Source organism: Staphylococcus hsinchuensis, assembly GCF_038789205.1.
In the GTDB taxonomy this organism is placed as follows: Bacteria; Bacillota; Bacilli; order Staphylococcales; family Staphylococcaceae; genus Staphylococcus; species Staphylococcus hsinchuensis.
The window spans coordinates 464,618-486,423 of sequence record NZ_CP128355.1; the positions used below are offsets into that span (position 1 = coordinate 464,618).

The following is a 21,806-nucleotide window of genomic DNA, read 5'->3' on the forward strand; positions in this document are numbered from 1 at the left end:
TAATTATGGGAAATGTATTACTAAATCACCATCATCATAAGTAATAATACTTTGACATAGGTTTTTAACTACATTTCCTTTTATTTTACTTCCCATATATTCAAAAGATTCTAATGCTACTTTATGGTATTCGAAAATCGCATTACGTTGACCATTCTGCCTATTATTCACACTACCCTTTAACTGTTGTAAATTATCAACTTGGTTAATCCAACCACTATCAATCGCTTTTAAGATTGATTTTTGAGTAAATCTTAGATGAAAATAATCATCTTTAAGCTGAGCTTTATTTTCCGATAGCTGTTTGTTAAATTGTTCCATCAAAAATTCTAGAACTTCTGATTTATTTGTAATGTTAATAGTAGAAAGATCACCATCAAATTTAAAACTTATATTTTTATAAATATAGTCTAACAATAATGATTCTGTAATTTGATTGTGTTTTAAAATGAAATCTTCTTTGAATACGTCACGCGCTAATGATTGTAAATTAAAATCATCAACATTTTTCAAAGATAAAACTTTATCTCTTTCTTTATAAACTAAATCTCTTTGAATACTTATGCTTTTTTCATGTTCATTAGCTATTTCTCGCATTGCAACACCTTGTTCTTCTGACACACGTTGTGCTCTCGTCACAACTTTATGAACTCGACGTTGAAACACACGGCTATGTTCTAACTTGGAATTATCCATAGACTGTAACTGTTTATTTTTATTCAGCGCGGTCTCGCCCCATCTTTGCACTAAGAAATCATCTAGTGATATAAAAACTTGCGAAGTTCCTGGGTCACCTTGTCTTCCCGCACGACCTCTTAATTGATTATCTACACGACTATTTTCCATATGTTCACTAATAATAACGGCTAGTCCACCAAGTTCATGCACTTTACGATCTAATTTAATATCGGTACCACGCCCTGCCATACTTGTCGCAACAGTTACAGCAGCTAGTTGTCCTGCTTCAGCAATCATTTGTGCTTCTTTCGCTACGTTTTGTGCGATAAGTAAATTATTCGGAATATCCATTTGGAATAACTGAGTAGAAAAATATTTAGCCACTTCAGCTGTACGCGTTATTAGTAACACGGGGCGTTGTGCTTCATGTAACCTTTTCACTTCTTCGATAATGGCTTTATTTTTAATATTAATATTTAAGAATACGCGATCTTTATAATCTATGCGTTGTATAGGCTTGTCGGTAGGTATTTGGATAACAACTTTAGCGTATAAATCGAAAAATTCTGCTTCGCCCGACTTACCTGTACCAGTCATCCCTGAAAATTCATCAAATTGTTTAAAAAGATTTTGGAATGTAATTGTAGCCATAACACTCAAATCTCTAGATATTTCAACATCTTCTTTCGCTTCTATCGCTTGATGTAATCCGGATTGCAATTTTGTACCTGGCAACATACGACCTGTAATACGATCTATTAATACAACTTCACCATTATTTATAAAATAATCGTAATTCGATTCAAATAGGTGACGTGCACGTAACGCTAAATTAATATTTCGAACTAGATCAAAGTATTTTTCACCATATATATTTTCAACATTGAAATAATCATTCGCTGCTTGGATACCTTTTTCAGTTAGCCATATTTCTTTTTTAGACTTTTTCATTTCAAAGTGTTCATCTTCTACTAATGTGTCAACAAAACCTTTTGTAATATTAAATAAGTTCGATTGCACACGTGGTGCACCTGAAATAACTAAAGGTGTCTGCGCAGCATCTAAAATTATAGAATCCACCTCATCAATAATCCCAAAGTTCAAATCTGGTAAAAATTTGTCATCTATATGATCGGCTAAGTGGTCGATTAAATAATCAAACCCTAAACGACCATTTGTCGTATAAATAATGTCATGATTGAAGATGGCTTTCTTCTCGCCTTTTTTATATTCATAATCAGGGATATCAACAAAACCTAACGCACTCGTTAAACCAAGCCATTCGTATAAAGGTTTCATTTCGAGAAAGTCACGTTTGGCTAAATAATCATTGGTTGTGATTAAAAATGCACCGCGTCCAGTCAATGCATTTAAATACAGTGGCATGGTTGCTGTTAATGTTTTACCTTCACCTGTCTGCATTTCTGCGATATTACCTTCATGTAAAGCGATGGCTCCTAATACTTGTACTTCTTTCGGGTACATGCCTAACACACGTCTGCTCGCTTCACGTGCAACTGCATACGCCTCGGGTAATAGTTGGTTCAAGGTTACTTTTCCATCCTTGAGTCTTTGTTTAAAGTCACTTGTTTTTTGTTGAAGTGCTTCGTCAGTGAATGACTCAAATTTCGTGCTATATTCATTGATTTTACGTAAAGTCTTTTCTAAACGGCTTAATCTCATTGAATTAATTATTGAATCTATTTTTTGTTTCATTGGTACCTCCGTTTTTTACAGTACGTATATCAAGATACTCCAAATAACGCGTTTTATTTAATACAGGTTGCATGACCTCCATACCATGTGGTCGATGTGTTTCCGTATCAAAGTATACATATGGTTTTGTGATTGGATGGGATTGATTATTTTCACCTATGACTTCAGATAATTTTTTGGCAAACGAAGTATTTTGATGGAATGTTATAAAAGGTTGACCCTCTATTATATGACTCATGGCTTTAGAAAATTCATTTGATAAAGGGCCATAACCAATTAAATTCAACTCGCAATCAGAATAATTCTGAGTGAGATGCTGCTTTATCATAGACATTCCGTCCGTTAACTTTCCGTTATACCAACCTTTAATAAGTAACACGTTTTCAAACTTACGTATAGCTTCTGAAGATACAGTCGTTTGTTGTTGCGTAGTAGGTTCCACAAAGATTATATTTAACATTTGATGTGCTTCATTTTTGTTTAATAACTCACCTATTTGTACAGTATTTATCTGTTCATTCACTTCACAGATTGTAAGCTTTTTAAATTTGAGTGATTGTGACGCAGCATTGATCATTTGTAATTTATACGTATGTGCATCTTTAGGATAATAAATCTCTATATCAAGGTCGTTAATAATTTTTGTATCGATGACAGACCCATTTTTCTTATAAAAAATCAATTTAAAATAAATACTATTTTCAGGTGTTACTGTGTAATCAAAGTTAAAATGATACGTGCAACCCTTTTTTAATATGGGTAAAGATGGGATTGCTTTATCTTTACTAAAACTAGTAAACATCGGGTTCTGTTGCAAAGTCAGAAAAAATATAACTAATTATCATTTTAACATGGTAGTATTCCCTTAACTGGCCAACATGTGATTAATTTCGTAGCACGGCGAAAATCCGTAGATCTGAAGAGACCTACGGTTCTTTTTATATAGACCATAAATACATTCAATACCTTTGAGTGTATTCTTTGCCGTATTGACGCTTTGATATCTCGTCTTTCTCACTTTAATATGACGGTGATCCTGCTCAATGAGGTTATTAAGATATTTAGATGTACAATGACAGTCGGGATTAAGTTTAAAATCTTTAATCAACTTAGACATTGCCACCTTCGTCGAAGGTGCCTGGTCTGTAATTATCATTTGAGGTTTACCAAATTGTTTAATAAGTCGCTTAATAAACGCATATGCTGAATGATTATCTCGTTTCTTACGTAACCAAATATCCAATGTATGACCATCTGCATCAATGGCACGATATAAATAGCACCATTTTCCTTTTATTTTAATGTATGTCTCATCAACGCGCCATTTATAATAAGCTTTTTTATGCTTTTTCTTCCAAATTTGATACAAAATAGGAGCATATTCTTGAACCCAACGGTAGATCGTTGAATGATGAACGTTAACGCCGCGTTCTCTTAGTATTTCAGATATATCACGATAACTAAGCGCGTATCTTAAGTAATAGCCGACGGCTACAGTTATTACATCTTTATTAAATTGCTTATATCTAAAATAATTCATAGAGAACGCTCCTTTTTTGTTAAAATTATACTATAAAATTAACTTTGCAACAGAACCATATTTCAGATATATCACGATAACTCAATGCATATCTTAGATAGTAGCCAACGGCTACAGTGATAACATCTTTGTTAAATTGTTTATATCTGAAATAGTTCATACAGGGTTCTCCTTTTTGTTAAATTATACTATAAATTCAACTTTGCAACAGAACCTATAATATAACAAAATAACAAAGATGTTTTATCTATGTCGTTATAAATTTTATTTATTTTAGATACTTTTTATATTCCTTATAACTATAAGGATCTTTCAACTTCTTATCATTCACATAAACCGTTGGTGCCTCTTTCACACCTTTATCTTTATAGCGTCGCACATCTTTTTTAGCATCTTTCCATGATTGGCTATTTTTCGTTCTATAATCTTTTTTGATTTTATTTGTTTTACTCTTACTTAAATTCAATTTGTCTATTTGCTTATCAATTAACTTTCTAGTAATCCATTTGTTCTCATGGTTAGGTTGTTTTGAAAACATAAGTTTTTGGAATTTTAAAGACTTTTTAGGCGCTATATTTTCAACAGCATGAGCGGCACGAGAACCTGTTACTGAGTCTTTACCTAAAAAAGCCATGTTCACGAATTGATAGTCAGCTTTCCCTTTATCAATATAATCTTTTTCTAGTTTAGGCATGATGTGATCATCTACTTGCTTACAATAAGGACATTTGAAATCACCATACTCCACAATTTTATTTTTAGGTTTATGATGATTACTATTTGAACATCCTGCTAAAAATAATAATATTAGAAAGCAAAATAACATTCGTTTCATAAAATAGTTACATCCTTTTTTTGACATATTATATTTAAATTTAATTAATAAAGTCAATATTTCAACGAATATGAATAAAATACAGACACTTATGAACTACAATAACTTTTAAAACTATATAAATGGTAATTTATAGATAGATACAAAACAAATACATATTAGGAGAGATGACATATGGAAAAAGCATATAACGTAAAATCAAAAGTAGTTAAAGGCTTTGCTGCATTTGCTATCATAACTGGTATGACTGTTAGCACTGGTTTAGCGGACAATCATTCACAAGCTGCTGAAAATAACCAAACACAAAAAGCATCATCTAAAAGTGCTGGTGAAATAGTAAAAATTGATGACAATATGGGTAGAATTGATTTAAATAAAAATATTACATACAATGTAGATGAAAATGGTATAGCTACATTAAAAGATAAAAATACAAATAAAACAGAACAATTACCATCAACAGCTAAAGACAAAAACGGTAAAAATGTAAACATAGTTTATTTTGAAGAAAAAGGTAAATTAGGTATGCAGGTAGTTCCTAATCAACAAGACCGTAAAAAGAAAAAAGGGTCTGTTGCTAAATGTGTTATCGGAACAGCAGGCGGTGCTGTAGGAGGAGCAACAGCAGGAGGTCTTACAGGTGCTGGTGTGGGTACAGTTACATTACCAGTTGTAGGTACAGTAAGTGGTGGCGTTGTAGGTACAGTCGGTGGAGGTATCGGCGGTGCTTCAGGTGGCTACGTAGCAGGTTGCTAATTAAGGTGTGATAATTATGGAGAATAAAATGTACAGATGGCCTATACTCTTTATAGTAATAATCAATTATGTATTAATGCTAACACTCTTTTTATGGGTATCGAATATAGGGCGTTTAAATACATTATTGCTAACAATACCATTTCTTTTAATGACAATAGTATACGTTATTAATTTTGTGAATTATCATAAGGACAAGTGAATTATCAAAATAGAGAACACAAAAAGGAGCTAACCTTAAAGGTTAGCTCCTTTCTTTTAACCTAAAAAACGTAAGTCTAGGACTAACGCCTAGACTGATTTTTAGGTTTTTAAGGTTCTTCAAATTCCAATTCTTCTACATATACAAATTGATAATGTTTTGGTCTTTTCTAAAAAATTACTTCTTAATTTTTTGATATCTTCATTGCTATACATAATCGTGATACGCCTCCATTCGATCTTCTTCAAACTCTTGTAATTCACCTTTTGCTTGTTGCATGTCTACTAAGTCCATAAAATCACCAAGTTCTTTTTCTGAATTAGATCTAAAGTGTTCAATATCTTTTTCTAAATCAACAACTCTCTCTTTCTCTTTGTAATTCAATAATCCATAAAGTATTTTATTAAACTCTTTAGGCTCATACTCATCTAAATAATTCTGTATATAATATTCTTTTTCTTCTTCTGTTACATATTCAGCAAAGTTAGCATTCATATTTTATTCCTCCGATTCATTCTGTAATTTGTGTAATATTTTGATTACTAATGTAATATCAACATCATATTTTTCAGATATTCGTTGTATTTCTTTATAATCCTTTATAAATGCTCCTATTTCACCATTATCATCAAGTTCAACATTTAAATTATCTTTATTAGGTCGTAATTCGTTTACTATATTTTCGTAAATTACTTCTTGATCAATTATTATAAAATACAAGTTCATTTCCGATTCTACTTCGCATTCACAATCAGCTAACCTAAAGAATATTTTTTCAAGAATATGTTTTGAATGTTCAGGTAAATAACCACCCTTCTTTTCTAATGTAGGTACTATTTGTTCAGTACTATTTTTTATTCTTGTGTATTCTCTTGGTTCTAATTCAAATAAGTTATTTAATATACGTAACAATAGATCTAAATTTTGCTCATTCATTTTATCTTGGATCATTCTTTGAATTATTTTATTATCTTTTATCATTGTAAGATCACTCCGATTCACGTTTGATTTCATTTTTTATACGTTGAACAGTTTTCATACCTAGACCATACTTTTTAGCTGTGCCCCTGATTGTTCCTCCATTCTTTAATACCTCTACTACTTTTTCATAAATAACTCGACCTTGAGGGTTATCACTATCTTTTGAATACTTTACTTTCTTACCTTTATAACGTCCTTCTTTTTTAGCTCTTTCAATACCTACACGCTGACGCTCAAGCATGTATAAACGTTCTGTTTCGGCTTGAAATGTTAGAACGGACAACATTACATTAAGCAATAACTTACCCATGCCATATTTATCATTGGCTGGTATATCGGGTAAATCTTTGGAATGAAGTATAATACCATCATTTAGCAACTCACGTACCATTTCTTCAACGACATTTGCCTTACGTCCTAGACGATCTAATTTGAAAACATATAGATCATCACCTTGTCTGATTTTGGCATTTAATAAACTTTTAAAACCATCACGCTCGTAAGGACTTGTTGTACCACTTATCTCATCTACAAATATATTCTTGCGATCAACTCCTTGCTCAATTAACCAATTGATTTGATTTTCCAGATGCTGTTCCTCAGTTGAGACTCTTGCATATCCAAATTTCATTTTGTTAAGTACTCCTCAAATTTCATTTTAGAACGCCACAAACATTATAGGTGTAATACCCTAATGACAACATAAGTGTATCATCATATCAGTATGTCACTTTACTTGGTATATGAGAATAATTTCACTTAATAAATGAGAAAAAGCAGCGTACTTTAATATGGTACGTTGCTTTTTCTATTATCGTATACCTATGACCAAACTGTCTCTTGCTGTTTCTACAACCTCGGTGCTGATTTTATCTAAGCCATTTATATCCATAATTCTATCTATCTGCGCAAACAAGCGATGAATAAGTCTAAAATTACCCTTAGTGATTTTAATAATAGTTGTTATAGCTTCATAGTCAGTGAAGTCTTCAAGTTTTAAATCAACTCCTAGATCTTGCCACTTATACTCTAATATATGATGTGTTTCATCTTTGCTTAAATTATCGAATTCATGTGCAAAACCTATACGAGAATATAGTTGAGGATAACGAGATAGTTTTTTCTCAATACCTGGCATACCAATGAATACCATTGCTAGGTCACGTTCATCATAGATAGATCTTAATTGCTCTAAATGTTGCACTTTAAGTCTATCAATTTCGTCTATTATAATGAGTTCAATGTCTTGGAATGCATCACTAAAATTTTCACTATGTTCATGCTCGTATTTATTTAAAACATGTAATTTTTGACCCAAATCAATACTTCCATTAATACTGTGTAAGTCACTACTCAATCTTGTTTGCTTTTCTGCTGGTGCAGTATAAAATATTTTGTCTACAGATAATATATCGTCCGTTGTTTTATTAGCTAAATCTTTCCAGCCCCTATGGTTAACCTGGTTTTCAATAATATCCCAATTGGTATAATATCGTGAAGATAATGTTTTACCCACACCTGGTTGACCATAACATATACCAATATACTGATATTTAATACAAGCATCACAAAATTCAGCAAATCGTTTGTACTCTTTTGTTTCAATGAACTTCTGTTTTTTAGTCATTATGATACCTCTTTAGCTTTTTGACATTTTTGTCTATCTTGTGAGGTGAATAACTTTGATTTTTTTCTTCTTTTATTAAGTCAGTCGTACTAGGGCTAATAGCGTTTTGTTTCAAGTGCTTTCTTCTCTGACTACGAGCATGTTGTATATCCTTTATATCAATTGAATAATCAGATAAATCAGGAGATATAGCTGTACAAAGGAATTCATCTCTATAAAACACGCGTATTTCAGCCATATCATTGGGATTGTAACGAATCAGTACATATTCACCTACATAAGCTGCTAAATTCGTATTACTATATCTAAATCCTTGAAAATGAATACCATCTGAATGGATTTTTCTAGATTTAGGAATCTCTAGTAAGAGTAAATCGAGTTGTTCTAAACTACTGGGCATATTGGGGAAAAAGAGATTACTATTCCATCGACTTGTTGGTGAACAACCAATAGAACTGTGTTCTTTGTGATTATAGTCTTCAATCAAAAATTGGCGTAATTTTTCTTCGAACTCTTGAAATTCTAGTAAATTTTTAAACTCATCGTTATTGTTTATATATCCAGGAATTTGCTCTAGGAATGTTTGATTGACTGTTTGAAAGAATCTTTCTATTTTTCCACGACCTCGTGGCACGCCAACTTTTGAAAACATTAAATTAATTTTCAAATCAACAGCGACTTGTTCCATATGATGTGAAGTAAAGTCACTTCCATGGTCAGTATAGAACTTTTCAGGAATCCCACATATTGGCCATCTTGTATCACTCTTATTCCAAATAGCTTGATGTAGTGTTAGGGCAGTATTCTTGGCATTAGGACTATCAAATGTTAAAAAGTAGCCTGCAATTGCACGACTATAATCATCCATAATAATGGTTAACCACGGTCTATTGATGTTACCTTTTTGATCTAATATATAGACATCTAGCAAAGTATGGTCGGCTTGCCATATTTCATTGGGTCTTGAGGATTCTCTTATTTGTATTAAATCGTACTTATTTTGATAGTATTTTTCACCTTGGTTAGAGAAATCAATAACAGACTTAGGCATTGCTTTAATAATACTATAAACTTGTTTGTAGCTTGGTTTATCAAAATTATTTTCTATACAATAATTAACGATTTTCCTATGAATTGTAGCAATACTATTTCTTTTATTCTTGAGTGAAAGGCGTTTAATCTCGTCAATTATGTTTTGTTCTAATTTATGATCACCTTTATCAACTCTTGTATTATGAATTAGACCAGTAAGCCCTTCTTCCTTATATAATTTATTCCACCTATAAAGTGTACTTAATGCAATGTCCTTATTTTTAGAAATACTTGATAAAGATTGATTTCCCAAGATAAAAGGTTTTATTATATTGTACTTTTGAGTAGCTTCTTTACGTTTGGCTTCAGAAAAATTAGTTAGATACTTCTCCTTGTTTTTCATCTTCCTTGTCCTCCAATTTATTGAGGTAACGATAAATAGTTGTACGTGAAACTTGCCATTGTTCTGCTATTGTTTTAATGGGTGTGCCATTATCATAAAGCGTCTTAAGTAAATTCAAATCTTGTTTATTTAATTTTTCAGGCCTCCCTCCATATCTTCCTCTTGCACGTGCCGCAATTCGGCCAGCTGAAGAACGTTCTAAAATTAAATTACGTTCAAATTCTGCAAATGCTGCGAATAAATGAAATAATAATTGTCCTGTAGAACTTGATTTATCCATCGTTATATTTTCTTCTAAACTATGAAAACTCACGCCTCGTTCGTTAAGTTCATTAACTAATGTGATTAAATCCTCCATGTTACGTCCTAGTCTATCTAGTCTCCAAACAACAATGGTATCTCCTGACCTCGCAAATTCAATTGCTTTATCTAAACCAGGTCTTTTACTTTTTGAACCACTCATATGGTCATTAAATATCTTTTCACAACCATGTGTATTTAATCGATCTTCCTGTAAATTTAAATTTTGTAATCCAGTTGAAACTCTTGCATAACCTATTTTCAAAATACAAACCTCCTATATACACCTTCAGTGTACCATAACTTAATCACAAGATCTTTTTTGAACATAGATTTTTTGTTGGGTTTTTGAACACATAATTCTATGTAATACATACTTATTTAGACATAAAAAACGAGTGTACAGAAAATGGTTATTTTTTGCACACTTTCGTTGACCATAAATTTAATTCTTCGCATAATGCTTTTTTGCCATATGGTGTGAGAATTATTTCTCTTTTCATATTCCCTTCTCTTAACCATCCTAGTTCTAAAAATTTTTTCGTTAAAGCTAACGATAAAGGGCCAGCCAGGTGGTTTTGTCTTACCGTCCAATCAATATGTAACGGCAATGAATGAACATTAATATTTAGTTTGGCAATATTAATACCTAACTTACTAATCCATAATTCTCCGTCATGTGTCAGTTTATAACGAGAATTATCAGTTTCTTTTATGTATCCTTTTGTCATTAAAGCCTTTGTAATTTTAACACCCAGTTCTCCAGCCAAATGTCCATAACATGTTCTAGCAAATTCTAGTTTTTTCTTTTTTGTAAAATCATTTAACGAATTGGAAACTAAAGGTCCTGATACATTGGCAATTGACTCAATAGCTTTAGCTACTTCTTCATTAGATAACTGGTAGTATCTAAACCTGCCTTGCCGTCTTACTATAATAAGATTACCTTCTATTAATTTTTTTAAGTGAGAACTTGCTGTTTGGGGAGAAACATTTGCTGACTTTGCCAATTCACTTGCTGTTAGTGCGTGCATACCAGATAAATCCATTAATATTGACATTCTTGTAGCGTCACCTATTAATTGAGCAGTTTGAGTAATATTACTGTAAATATTCATAGTTAATACCCCCTTTATATATCACTAGTATAACAAGCATTTATTTCGACATTCATTTAAATATTCTTATTTTATACTTGTTTTATAAAAGTTGAAAGGTGGGTTTTAAAATGAAAAGAAACAGCCTCATTCACGAAAATTTAATTATACTAGTCACCAGTTTAGGTATGTTTTTATCAACATTAGATACTGGCATTATTAATGTGGCCTTACCTACACTAACAAACGTATTTGATTCAAATTTAACTATAATGATGTGGACAGTAACATTATATACACTTATGTTAGTATCATTTATCACTCTGTTTGGTAAAATATCAGACGCTATAGGAAAAATAAAAATATTTAATTTCGGCATAATCTTATTTGGAATAGCTTCTTTATTATGCGCATTATCTTCAACAGAGTATTTCCTTATTATTTTTAGAGCTATACAAGGTATAGGAGCAGCTATGGTACAAGCAACGGCAGCTGCACTTATTACATCTTATGTTTCTAATGATAAACAAGGAAAGGGTTTAGGTATATTTAGTATGGCACTCGGCTTAGGACCTATACTTGGGCCAAGTATAGGCTCTATATTATTAAACTTTAGTAATTGGTCTATGATTTTTTGGATTAATATACCTATCATCATACTTATAGTAGTCATAAACCAGGTTTTCATAGGAGAATTAAACGAGGAAAGATTTAAATTAAATTTTGACTTTATAGGCAATATTTTAATGGTTGTAATGTTATCCTCACTCATTTTAGCTATAACTTTTTTAAAATCTCAGTTTATAATCGTTCTTTTGATAATATTTTTGATTAGTTTATGGCTATTTATAAAGTGGGAATCAAAAGTTAAATTCCCATTAATTCCTGTAACATGGTTACAAAATAAAATGATGTTGTCCCTACTATTTGGCATTTTCACTTTAGGAGGTTCTATGTCTTTAGGTTTCATTATCCCACCTTTTTATATAGAACAAAATCTTAAGTTAAATACATTGATTGTAGGAATAGTTAACCTTTCTGCGCCATTAGGAATGGTTATTATGTCACAATTTTCTAATAAACTAACAAAAAAATTCAACAATCAATTATTGCTAACTTTAAGTATATTACTGATGGGAATATCTTATTTAGTTATTGGTCTACTTCAATATAACCTATTGATATGGAAACTTATTGTACTGTTATTATTCTTTGGCTTTGGATGTGGTATATACTTACCTATTAATACTAGAAGTATTTTAAATTTAGTCAAAAAATCACAACAAGCTACAGCTGGATCATTACAAAGAATGATTCAAAATTTGGGAATTGCTTTATATTCATCTGTAAGTTCTATCACTATACAAATATTTAAGAACCACCATAATATGATTCATGGGTATATTGTCCTATGGATTATGGCTTCTATTATTTTATTTATTGGATTTATCTTGTCAGTTAAAAATTTACTGGGTTATAAAAAAACTGAGTAATAGTTTAGTCATAGTAATCGATAATAAGAAAAGCAATGTACACTTTGATATTGTACATTGCTTTTCTTATTTATTAGGTAAAATCATTCTCATATATCAAGTAAAGTGACATATATGACGCCGTTTGTCCATTTGTATTTGGTTTACATAATCATTTATTATGTAAATAATTTATATTAGATGAGTAGTAGCCAATGACTACAGTGATTATTTCTTTATTAAATTGCTTATATCTATTTTTCGTTAAAATCATACTATAAAATTAACTTTGCAACATAACCTTAATTTTATTAATGAGTTTTTCAGGTTCAATTTCATTTGAATAATTTTTCTGTAATTGTAATCTAGTTAGATATGTTTTCTTACTATTAGACATTTTTTGCAACATTGTTGTCAAATTATTAATATCTTTTTTCATAACAATATTTTCAGGCGCTGTAAACATACGATTATGTGCTTCATCATGCGTTGCAAATATCACCATATCATTTTCAAATGCTCGACCAACTGCATTCAATAGTTCATTACCTTTATTGTTATCTAAATAAATATCACATCGTTGATATAATGATTCAATTGTCTCTTCATTCGCCACTGGATACAATCGAACATTATCATATTTCATTAAATCTAATAGCCTATTAGACATTTCTGTAATAGCTGCTATATGAAATTGATATTCACTATTACTTTTTACTAATTCTTCAATACAGAGCAATTGATCGGAATTTGTTAAAGTTAATATATTTCTAGTAAATTGGTTTTGCTTTCGGTAACTATAAAGATAGCCACCTCTAATTACTTTATCACGTTCTTTATCACAAAGCCCTTGGCGAATTTTTAGATATTCATCTCTATTTGGTATTATGATTGAATAATTTCTATTTAACGATTCATCAAACATAAGTTTCATATTTCCTGGAATAGTTCCATGACTATTTTCTTGCCAAACGAGAATTCCCTTTCCAATTGTATTCATTCTATATAACGCGATAAAAGGCATCGCTAGTGAATTAAAGATAATTACATCCAAATCTACATTTAGTTGTTTTAAGTAATATATGACAAATGCTTCTTGAGACTTGAAAAAGTGTGTCTTGTTTTTCCAGTTTAATACGTAGTCTCCAGTCACATAATTTTCATAGATAATTTCTTTGCCTAGGTGATCAAAGTACTTTTTCATTATAGCTTTACCAGCTAAATCATAAATAGCTTCAGCAAATTTAAACCCCTTCTTATTGTAAAAATCAACTATGCGTAATCGTTGCTTATTATCCAACCACTCAACTCGGTTTACAATACGAGACTTGAAATTGGATTGATAGAAAATTTTACCTCTTATTTCCCCTAAATTTTTTATTTTACCCATATCATTTGTACCTGTAATTTCCCAGTGGGTTGGCACCTCTACTTCATTAAAGAATAAAGGTTTATCAGTTTGTTTAATTGGATTTTGAGCGAAAAATTGGTAAGGAGAGGTAACATCATCTGGTAAAAAGCCATCATCCTCTAAACAAATTGTCAAATGTTGATACCCTGCAAGTTTCAATGAACGATGTAATAATTGTGAATTAAAATGATAATTATCAAATATATTAATCATGTAGCACCTCGTTAATTAGCATACTCCATTTTTCTACTATTTTCTGAGTTAAAAATTCGCTAGCAATTTCATATGATGTGCGTTCTGGATTTTTTGGTCCATTTTTAAAATATTTCACAATATATGAAGCTAGTTCATTAATCTTCTCTTCTTCATCTGCAGATTCTACATTTTCAGACATCAGATATCCATTTTCACCATTACGAATAAATGTTGGATTACCATAATTTACATTAAATCCTATCATTCCTAAACCAGAGCCTACAGCCTCCATCAATGTCAAACCGAAACCTTCACTTTGTGAAGCAGATGCAAATAATTCATACTTTGAATAAACATCTTGCAAATTAACATGGCCCTTTAATGTAATATATTCTTGCGCATTATTTTCATAAACAATTTGTTCTATTTTATCTTTTTCTCCACCTTGACCATATATATCAAACGTTAATTTAGGAATTTCTTTTTTGGCCTTCACAACTGCTTTAGCAATCCAGTCTACATGCTTCTCTTTAGCCAGTCGTGATGCTGTTAGCATTGAATATGGCAGTCTCTTTTTCTCTGGATGAATAAGTTGATTTAAGCTACCTACAGGAACTGTTCTGATTAATGGATTATCATAAGTATATTTAGAAAAATGTTGACTTAAAATACGATTTTGTAAATCGGTCGCAGTAATAAAGAAGTCCACAAATTTTGCATTTCTAAATTGATATTCATAGTAGTTATTCCACAATATATTATCGCCATCGGTGGCATTATCAATAAAATGTTCTGCATGAACTACCACACCTAATTTACTAGCGCCTTTATTTTGTAATACTGCTTGACCAATTTCTGTAGCTCTATCTAAGATTACGATATCTTTATTTGATAAATTTAATTTATTCATGAAATATGCAACAAATTCTGATTTACTATAGAGCTGTGCATCGTCAAAGACAAAGACACTTTCTTTATCATCTATATATTCCTTATATGCAATTGTTCCATCTTCATTGTAAAACTGTCTCATATATATCTTGGCATAATTTTGATAAGGGGCATAATATTCAGAAAACACTCTCGTATAACTAAAGAAATCTTTTCTTACTAAATAGCCTTCAATGACAAACTCCACTCTATCCACATAATTTTTATCTGCATTTTTCATATAACATGTTGAAAATGAACTTTTATCATAATCAAAATACAATCTTTTGATTTTGCCATTATCCTCTATATGTGTAATTTCGTTACCGATTTCACCTATTAAATCATCTAAAGTATAAGTTGTTGGTGCGATTTTTATATCACTAAAATATTGATATAACCAAATTACTTCATCATCTTTAAATCCTAGATTATCAGTCAATGTTTGGATGTTTTCAGAAGATATGAAATCTAAAAAAATAAATTTTATATTTCTATTCAACTGTCTCAATAATTTAGCTCTGTATGCTTGAGCATATTCAATACCACTACTTGCCCAACCTATGCCAAAATTCACATTATATACAGTCATCGTACCCCCCCCTATATGTTATGGGAAATAAATCACAAGATCTCCATGTTTATCAAATGTAATAATACTTAAACACAAATTCCTTATAATATTTCGCTTTAATTTCATAGTCATAATTTCATATGATTCTAATGCAACTTTATGGTATTCATATATGGCATTTCTTTGGCCATTTTGACGATTATTAACGTTAGATTTTAGTTGTTGAAGATAATCTACTTGTTCAATCCATGCCATATCGATTGCTTTAATAATTGATTTTTGTATGTAGCGTAATATGAAATATGGATCTGATGCTTTCTTTTGATTATCCTCAAATTGATGTATAAAATGTTGTATTAAAAAGTTAACAATTGCCTCTTGGTTAAATACATCTATCTTTACATTATTCGATTCAAAGTTGAAAGATAGATTTTTATAGATATAGCTAATTATGTCTTTTTTATCATTTATATTAAATTTTTTTAAATCGTTTCTAAAAACATCCTTAGCTAATTGCTTATAATCAAATTGGTTTTTGTCAACCATATCTAAAATACGGTCTCTTTCTTTATAAATTAAATCTCTTTGTACACTAATGCTTTTTTCAAATTCATTAGCCATCTCACGTTGAACAATAGATGTCTCTTCTGAAACAGTCTGTGCTTTGTTTACAATGTTATTAACTTTCATTTGGAAAATCTTACTATTTTCTAAAATTTCACTATTAATTTTTTTCAACTTGTCGTTCTCTATCATTTTAGATTGACTCCATTTTTTAACAATGTAATCATCTAATGAAACAAATATTTGAGATACCCCTGGGTCACCTTGACGACCAGAACGCCCTCTTAACTGTCTATCTACACGACTATTTTCCATATGTTCGTTAATGATGACTGCTAAACCACCAATTTCATGAACTCCTTCTGCTAATTTAATATCTGTACCACGTCCTGCCATACTTGTAGCCACAGTGACTGCTGCTCTATTGCCTGCTTCCGAAATCATTTGAGCTTCTTTAGAAACATTTTGAGCAATTAATAAGTTATTAGGTATATCTAATTGGAATAGATTAGCTGAAAAATATTCAGCTGCTTCTGCAGTTCTAGTTATCAAAAGAACTGGCTGAGATTTTTTATGTTTTTCAACCACAAAATCAATGATAGCTTGGTTTTTTTCTTCCATATTTGCGAATACTCTATCTTCTAAATCTTGTCTCTGAATAGGTTTGTCAGTGGGAATCTCAACTACGATTTTCGAATATAACTCAAAAAACTCCTTTTCTCCTTGTTTGCCTGTTCCAGTCATTCCTGCAAATTTGTCAAAGAGTTTAAATAAGTTTTGAAATGTAATTGTAGCCATCACACTCTTATCAATGGATAATTCAACGTCTTCCTTAGCTTCAATTGCTTGATGCAAACCTGACTGTAATTTTGTACCTGGAAGCATTCGACCTGTAATCCTATCAATCAACACAATCTCTCCATTTGATACTAAATAATCTAAATTGTAATCAAATAAATACTTTGCTCTCAGTGATAAATTGATAATACGGACCAAATCAAAATTAATTTCATCATACAAATGATGAACTTTAAAGTAGTTACTTGCTTTATCAATACCCTGTTTTGTTAGCCAAATTTCTTTTTTATTTTTGTCTAGTTTAAAATGTTGCCCATCTTTAAGAGTATGTACAAATTCTTTTACAATATCAAATAAATTAGATTGTAATCGTGGTGCACCAGATATAACGAGTGGTGTTTGTGCTGCATCTAAAATGATTGAATCAACTTCATCTAGAATTGCAAACTGTAATTCAGGTAAAAATTTAGTACGTTTGTGATCTGCTAAATTATCTGTAAGATAATCAAAGCCCAAACGCCCATTTGTAGTATAAATGATGTCATGTGCATATAGATTTTGCTTTTCACCAGCTTCATATTCATAATCTGGAATGTCTATAAATCCCAATGATGCAGTTAAGCCTAACCATTCATACAATGGTTTCATTTCCATGCAATCTCTTTTGGCTAAGTAATCATTAGTCGTAATTAAAAATGCTCTTTTACCTGTTAATGCATTTAAATATAAGGGCATCGTTGCAGTTAGCGTTTTGCCTTCTCCGGTTTGCATTTCTGCTATATTTCCCTGATGCATTACTATAGCTCCTAGCACTTGCACATCTTTGGGGTACATGCCTAGTACACGGTAGGCAGATTCTCTTACAACAGCATATGCTTCTGGCAAAATTTGATCTAAAGTCGCTTTAGACTCCATTATTCTCTTTTTAAATTCTTGAGTTTTTGCTTTTAATGCTTCATCAGTATATTCAGAAAAAACATGACTCATTTTATTGATACTATTTAATGTTTTATTTAGTTTTTTTAACCGCATCTTATTAATAGTATTATCAAATTTACCTGTCATTATGACACCTCTTTCTGAATTTTATACTTTATTGTGTCTGATTTTATCTATCATTTCACTAATATCAGTTGATATAGTTGAGTGACTGTTCTCTATATGTTGGTCTTCAATAATAATTCGGCGAAATTGTAAATGCTGAAATCCAGCATTCATTAATTCAATCTTATAAGAATAGGCATCTTTTGGATATTTAAACTCAATATCATCATCTTCGATAATCATAGTTTTAATTTTTTCACCATTCTTTTTAGATAAAACAATTTTAAAATACACTGATCTTTCAGGTGTGACATCATAATCAAAATTAATTTTATAATTGTTCCCTTTTTTCAATAGTGGTAATGAAGGCACTTGTTTATTTGTTGTATAACTTGATAACATGTTCCATTCATGTATCACCATTCCTGAGGGCATCAACGAATTGTCCATGCTGACAAAATTGTTCTTAAATTTTAGCTTAGTTCCATACATAAAAGTACTTTTATGTATCTTTGTCCAGGTGATATCAAATCGATTGTTTTGGTTCATATTACTCTCTCCCGAATTGATTATTTAAAATAATATGATAAAAGTTTACAAACCAACTTGTTATAGTTGCCGAATCATCATTATGTCTACCAGGAACGCCACGTGTCATGACATGTGTTCTGGATTCTCCTAGCAAAGACATTAAATCATCAAAAGCTATATCATCATAATCATCATTTTGCATATATGCGATAGCAAAAGTAGTATTTTCAACTTCATTTTGCTTAAATTTTTCCCAAAAACGCTTATTCAAATGATTGATATTTTGTTTACTAAATGTGCCTGCTTGTGACATCAAAATGTCTAGTGCCGTTCCAAAATCATTGGGTCGTTTTAGTTTCATATTTTCAGCAATTCTACCAATATTAACTAAAGGTTTACCAACAATCACAGCTCTTGGGGTTAATTGTGAACCATAGTATAATGCGCCAAATGATCCCATCGACAATCCAGATAATATCAAATCATCTTCTTTAAAATTTAAATATTCCAATGCTTCTTTAATAATTTTTTTTATGTTATTTTCATAGGTTTCAGAGCCAAGATAAAAGGATCCACCTTCGATTCTAGGATCTCCAATAAGTAGAAATGGGGCTTCTAGACTGTTCATCATAAAATATCCTTCAAACCCTTCTGCTGAACGATACCCACTAAAATATACATTTAGTGGAGGCTTTAAATCACCAGGATTGAAATAGTGTATAAACTCTTCGCCATTTTCATCGTTATAACGTTGACCACCCATTATAAATTGGCCCATTTCTGCACGAGACCAACGTTTATGGATTGCCCTAAGATGTACAACACCCGTCCCCTTAGCTTTTACCACTATAGAAATGTTTGCATCATAAGGTCTTGGCATCAATTCCAAAGGTTGTTTTAAATCATCCTTTGTTACGGTTATAACATCTTTTGTATGTTCTAATGAGCCAAATGGGATTAATCTAATGACATATTGGATATCAACATTTCCCTCTACAAAAAATTCTGGCCATAATTGTACCATCATATTCTTATCATAAACTAAATTTTGGTTCCAGCTAACAATTGGAGTATACGACTCCCCAAAATCTCCAGATAAAACGAGCTCCTTGTTACCTAAGTATTCAAATTCTCCTTCAAAACTAGGACTTACCTCTCCTTTAATTGGAAAGACTTTATCTCCGTATTGCTTAGTAAAAGCACCCGCTTTTAATTTATGATGCAACTCATCTGTTGATTTATAAAGTAATGGTTTAATAAATTTATATTTTACTCGAGGATCATTTTCAAATTGAAAATCCCAGTATTTTTCATCTACATAAATCGTATATGGCTCTCCTACTAATTCAATAACTTTCATCAATTCTTGAGAATACGTTGTTTGAATAAATACTAAATTAAAGGAACCAATTTCATCTATTAAATTTTCAATTGCTTCTTCATATCCACTTTCAAATGTAAATAGTATTGGATCAAGATAATCGATGTACACGTTTTTTTTATCATGGAAAATAGGTTCTAAATCTTCTCCGCCGATTTGCAATATGTTAAATTTTCTAACCATGTAACTCTCCTTTTATCAAACGGTCCACTTCTCTTATTATCTTAGTCGAACTAAATTCATCTACTAATTTTATGGAAGATGCATAAGAATAATTCCAGTTTTTCAAACTTAGTAAGAAGTAATCTAGTGCCTGTGTAATATTAGATGAACTTGGTATTATTAACCCGTTTACATTAGGTGTCACATAATCCGTTTCTATCATATTAATTTGAGGTACTCCTGCACTTATTGCGCTAATTTGTAGATATAAATCCGGTTCATCACCCAAATCTATAACTACTCTTAATTGTGACATTGTTCTAATTAAATCTTCTTCAAATAGGACTGATTCAATTTTAATTATTTCTATAAATTCTATTTCTTCTTCTAACACATCAGCCATTTCTTCACTTAAAGTTTTTTGTTCTTCATTATATAATTCATTTTTTTCTTTTACTATGTCTGATAACCATTTCGGCGTTTTGCTTGTTATATCTTTCATTAAAATAGTAACTTTATAGTTTTCTTTATTTTTTATATAATTATATAATTGATTTATTGTAGTCTCTACTACATCTCTTGATAAATTATATATCCAAAAACCAATATGCACATTATATAACTGTGAACTTATATTTGGTATTTTTTCAGTATCAAAGGGTGTAATTCTAGACACTTTCATGTCAATTGAATTGTTATTAGCAATAAGATTACATTCTCTTTCATTTTCTTTTGTGTCAACTAAGCAACTTTTTGCAGGTTGCATGGAGTGAATTAAATGTGGCGTTATTTCTCTATTTCTATTTGAAAATAGAGAAAAACATAATTGATTTGCTTCAAAATAACGTGTGATTAACTGATTATGTCTTTCATCAGAAGCAGCAATAAAATTGTCTGATAATGTTATTTGATCTTTATAAAATTTTTCAACAATCTCTTCTATTATTTCCAACATATTCAAATATTTACTATGGTCTAATAAGTTTTTAACTGTATTATTAACTAATACTTCTCCTGTTATTAAGTCCTCAGTTAGTATCTTTTCACCCAATACATTTAAATAAGTTTGTTTAACCTCATTATCATTTTCATATTTAATAATTGAAGATATAAATCCTCTATCGTCAAATATCATCTTTTGTTGTTGCAATCCATTTTCATATTCATGTATATGAAGTACATATCCCTCTTGATTAAACGTAACTTGAGAATACGTATTTTCGCTTATAACTGCTTCTACCATAAACGGTGAATATACAAACTCTGTGTCTTTAGGCCAGTTCAAATCTAAATAATCAATAGCTCTAGGTAATGTGTTTGGAGCACTTTGTAACACATCAAAAACAGACCAATAATCACTTTCAAATAAATCGTGTCTATGTAAAAACAACCTTAAATTAGGTGAATAATTTAATACTAGCACCTTATATTTATAACCATTTTTCTTATGCATAGACATTAAGCTAATCATGTCATCAAACTCTGTTTTATCCGGCTTATAATAGAAGGGGAGGGTATGGTCTTTCCACAAGTTTTGTCTACTATACCACGCCGGTATAAAATATCTCATTAAAAAT

General features: G+C 30.8%; 20 protein-coding genes. 2 read left to right on the top strand and 18 right to left on the bottom strand.

Annotated elements, in window-relative coordinates; all coding sequences use genetic code 11:
* Positions 1-3 precede the first annotated feature (3 nt).
* The 5 genes from secA2 (QQM35_RS02365) to QQM35_RS02385 form a co-directional block, all read right to left on the bottom strand.
* Positions 4-2,394, bottom strand: a complete 2,391-nt coding sequence (gene secA2, locus QQM35_RS02365; RefSeq protein WP_342610464.1) for an accessory Sec system translocase SecA2 — start codon at positions 2,392-2,394, stop codon at positions 4-6.
* On the bottom strand, positions 2,366-3,196 hold the full coding sequence (gene asp3, locus QQM35_RS02370; RefSeq protein ID WP_342610465.1) for an accessory Sec system protein Asp3: 831 nt from the start codon (positions 3,194-3,196) through the stop codon (positions 2,366-2,368). The genes secA2 (QQM35_RS02365) and asp3 (QQM35_RS02370) overlap by 29 nt, the downstream gene beginning before the upstream one ends.
* 63 nt (positions 3,197-3,259) lie before the next feature.
* The gene (locus tag QQM35_RS02375) at positions 3,260-3,934 is read right to left on the bottom strand and encodes an IS6 family transposase (RefSeq protein ID WP_002512555.1); all 675 of its coding nucleotides are present in this window, start codon (positions 3,932-3,934) and stop codon (positions 3,260-3,262) included.
* 25 nt (positions 3,935-3,959) lie between these two features.
* Positions 3,960-4,094: a hypothetical protein gene (locus tag QQM35_RS02380; protein WP_425356336.1), complete on the bottom strand. Its 135-nt coding sequence runs from the start codon at positions 4,092-4,094 to the stop codon at positions 3,960-3,962.
* Positions 4,095-4,202: 108 nt separating this feature from the next.
* Positions 4,203-4,769: a DsbA family protein gene (locus QQM35_RS02385; protein WP_044466833.1), complete on the bottom strand. Its 567-nt coding sequence runs from the start codon at positions 4,767-4,769 to the stop codon at positions 4,203-4,205.
* A gap of 174 nt (positions 4,770-4,943) precedes the next feature.
* On the opposite strand from QQM35_RS02385, the gene QQM35_RS02390 reads away from it, so the two are divergent.
* Positions 4,944-5,525 (top strand): hypothetical protein, encoded by a 582-nt coding sequence (locus QQM35_RS02390; RefSeq protein ID WP_044466834.1) that lies wholly within the window; start codon positions 4,944-4,946, stop codon positions 5,523-5,525.
* Positions 5,526-5,934: 409 nt separating this feature from the next.
* Here QQM35_RS02390 and QQM35_RS02395 read toward each other — a convergent pair whose 3' ends face one another.
* The 7 genes from QQM35_RS02395 to QQM35_RS02425 all read right to left on the bottom strand — a co-directional run bounded on the left by QQM35_RS02395 (position 5,935) and on the right by QQM35_RS02425 (position 11,188).
* Positions 5,935-6,222, bottom strand: a complete 288-nt coding sequence (locus QQM35_RS02395) for a hypothetical protein (RefSeq protein WP_049427006.1) — start codon at positions 6,220-6,222, stop codon at positions 5,935-5,937.
* Between the two features lie 3 nt (positions 6,223-6,225).
* The gene (locus QQM35_RS02400; protein ID WP_002504408.1) at positions 6,226-6,708 is read right to left on the bottom strand and encodes a hypothetical protein; all 483 of its coding nucleotides are present in this window, start codon (positions 6,706-6,708) and stop codon (positions 6,226-6,228) included.
* 7 nt (positions 6,709-6,715) lie between these two features.
* Positions 6,716-7,339, bottom strand: a complete 624-nt coding sequence (locus tag QQM35_RS02405; RefSeq protein WP_049427001.1) for a recombinase family protein — start codon at positions 7,337-7,339, stop codon at positions 6,716-6,718.
* Between the two features lie 180 nt (positions 7,340-7,519).
* The gene (locus QQM35_RS02410; protein ID WP_002508781.1) at positions 7,520-8,335 is read right to left on the bottom strand and encodes an AAA family ATPase; all 816 of its coding nucleotides are present in this window, start codon (positions 8,333-8,335) and stop codon (positions 7,520-7,522) included.
* Positions 8,328-9,770, bottom strand: coding sequence for a Mu transposase C-terminal domain-containing protein (locus tag QQM35_RS02415; protein WP_251521910.1), 1,443 nt, complete (start codon positions 9,768-9,770; stop codon positions 8,328-8,330). The genes QQM35_RS02410 and QQM35_RS02415 overlap by 8 nt, the downstream gene beginning before the upstream one ends.
* On the bottom strand, positions 9,742-10,335 hold the full coding sequence (locus QQM35_RS02420; RefSeq protein ID WP_000690636.1) for a recombinase family protein: 594 nt from the start codon (positions 10,333-10,335) through the stop codon (positions 9,742-9,744). The genes QQM35_RS02415 and QQM35_RS02420 overlap by 29 nt, the downstream gene beginning before the upstream one ends.
* A 148-nt stretch (positions 10,336-10,483) precedes the next feature.
* Positions 10,484-11,188: an ArsR/SmtB family transcription factor gene (locus tag QQM35_RS02425; protein ID WP_012818137.1), complete on the bottom strand. Its 705-nt coding sequence runs from the start codon at positions 11,186-11,188 to the stop codon at positions 10,484-10,486.
* Between the two features lie 110 nt (positions 11,189-11,298).
* Between QQM35_RS02425 and QQM35_RS02430 the strand changes: the two genes are divergently transcribed.
* A complete protein-coding gene (locus QQM35_RS02430) occupies positions 11,299-12,660 on the top strand; it encodes an MFS transporter (RefSeq protein ID WP_012818138.1) in 1,362 nt (453 codons plus the stop codon).
* Between the two features lie 262 nt (positions 12,661-12,922).
* Here QQM35_RS02430 and gtfB read toward each other — a convergent pair whose 3' ends face one another.
* From gtfB to asp1, 6 genes are read right to left on the bottom strand one after another with little or no spacing between them, the layout of a single operon-like run.
* On the bottom strand, positions 12,923-14,263 hold the full coding sequence (gene gtfB, locus QQM35_RS02435; RefSeq protein ID WP_012818139.1) for an accessory Sec system glycosylation chaperone GtfB: 1,341 nt from the start codon (positions 14,261-14,263) through the stop codon (positions 12,923-12,925).
* Complete coding sequence (gene gtfA / locus QQM35_RS02440) at positions 14,256-15,767, bottom strand: accessory Sec system glycosyltransferase GtfA (RefSeq protein WP_012818140.1); 1,512 nt, start codon at positions 15,765-15,767, stop codon at positions 14,256-14,258. Before gtfA ends, gtfB begins: the two co-directional genes overlap by 8 nt.
* Positions 15,768-15,785: 18 nt before the next feature.
* On the bottom strand, positions 15,786-18,176 hold the full coding sequence (secA2, locus tag QQM35_RS02445) for an accessory Sec system translocase SecA2 (protein WP_012818141.1): 2,391 nt from the start codon (positions 18,174-18,176) through the stop codon (positions 15,786-15,788).
* A gap of 21 nt (positions 18,177-18,197) precedes the next feature.
* Positions 18,198-18,704 carry an accessory Sec system protein Asp3 gene (asp3, locus tag QQM35_RS02450; protein WP_002496426.1) on the bottom strand — a complete coding sequence of 169 codons (507 nt, stop codon included), beginning with the start codon at positions 18,702-18,704 and terminating at the stop codon, positions 18,198-18,200.
* A 1-nt stretch (position 18,705) separates the two neighbouring features.
* Entirely contained in the window at positions 18,706-20,250 is a 1,545-nt protein-coding gene (gene asp2, locus QQM35_RS02455; RefSeq protein ID WP_002437001.1) for an accessory Sec system protein Asp2, read from the bottom strand.
* Positions 20,243-21,799 carry an accessory Sec system protein Asp1 gene (asp1, locus tag QQM35_RS02460; protein WP_002497257.1) on the bottom strand — a complete coding sequence of 519 codons (1,557 nt, stop codon included), beginning with the start codon at positions 21,797-21,799 and terminating at the stop codon, positions 20,243-20,245. Before asp1 ends, asp2 begins: the two co-directional genes overlap by 8 nt.
* Between the last annotated feature and the right edge of the window lie 7 nt (positions 21,800-21,806).